The sequence below is a fragment of the Acinetobacter sp. SA01 genome (assembly GCF_011319235.1).
Lineage (GTDB): Bacteria > Pseudomonadota > Gammaproteobacteria > Pseudomonadales > Moraxellaceae > Acinetobacter.
In genome coordinates, this window is record NZ_WXXM01000045.1 from 1 (window position 1) to 1,442 (window position 1,442).

A 1,442-nucleotide genomic window follows, 5' to 3' on the forward strand; every position below is an offset into this window, starting at 1 on the left:
CGCAATAACTTGATCTTGAAGTGCATTTTGAGCATTTACATAAGTTGTATCAGCTTTAGTCGCAATAACTTGATCTTGAAGTGCATTTTGAGCATTTACATAAATTGTATCAGCTTTAGTCGCAATAACTTGATTTTGAAGTGCATTTTGAGCATTTACATAAGTTGTATCAGCTTTAGTCGCAATAACTTGATCTTGAAGTGCATTTTGAATATTTACGTAAGTTATATCAGCTTTGCTTACATCAAGATTAGTTACATCACCTTTAAGACCTACCAGATCCGTTAAGAGTCCGCCTACAGCTCCAGTTAGTCCAGTTACAGTAGTAGTCAAACCGTTTGTTGTATTTTGCAGGATGCCCACATTTTGCTGGACACCACTCACAGTACCCGTCAAGTTGGTTAAACCAGCAGTTAGGCCAGCTGTAGTTGTATTAAGGGCACCTACATTAGTAGTTAGGCCATTTACAGTACCAGTTAAATTACTGAGACCAGATGTTAAACCACCTACTGTACCTGACAAGTTGTTTAAACCTGAAGTTAAGCCACTTGTAGTGGTGTTAAGGTTACCCACATCACCAGTTAGACCTAAAACATCAGTTAGCAAACCACCTACTGTACCAGTTAAGCCCGCGACAGTAGTAGTCAAACCGTTTGTTGTATTTTGCAGGATGCCCACATTTTGCTGAACACCACTCACAGTACCCGTCAAGTTGGTTAAGCCAGCAGTTAGGCCACCTGTAGTGGTGTTGAGAACACCTACATTAGTAGTTAAACCATTTACAGTACCAGTTAAATTACTGAGACCAGATGTTAAACCACCTACTGTACCAGACAAGTTGTTTAAACCTGAAGTTAAGCCACTTGTAGTGGTGTTAAGGTTACCCACATCACCAGTTAGACCTAAAACATCAGTTAGCAAACCACCTACTGTACCAGTTAAGCCCGCGACAGTAGTAGTCAAACCGTTTGTTGTATTTTGCAGGATGCCCACATTTTGCTGAACACCACTCACAGTACCCGTCAAGTTAGTTAAGCCAGCAGTTAGGCCACCTGTAGTGGTGTTAAGAGCACCTACATTAGTAGTTAAACCATTTACTGTACCAGTTAAATTACTGAGACCAGATGTTAAACCACCTACTGTACCAGTTAAGCCTGCTGTAGTTGTATTAAGGGCACCTACATTAGTAGTTAAGCCATTTACAGTACCAGTTAAATTACTAAGACCAGATGTTAAACCACCTACTGTACCTGACAAGTTGTTTAAACCTGAAGTTAAGCCACTTGTAGTGGTGTTAAGGTTACCCACATCACCAGTTAGACCTAAAACATCAGTCGCAAGATCAGTAACTGTACCCGTCAAGTTAGTTAAGCCAGCAGTTAGGCCACCTGTAGTGGTGTTAAGAGCACCTACATTAGTAGTTAAACCATTTACTGTACCAG

1 protein-coding gene is annotated in these 1,442 nt (G+C 40.6%); it reads right to left on the reverse strand.

Features of this window, described 5'->3' with window-relative positions:
- Positions 1 to 1,442 (reverse strand): hypothetical protein (locus GTU69_RS16905; RefSeq protein WP_240921748.1); only part of this gene is annotated, 1,442 nt, incomplete at both ends.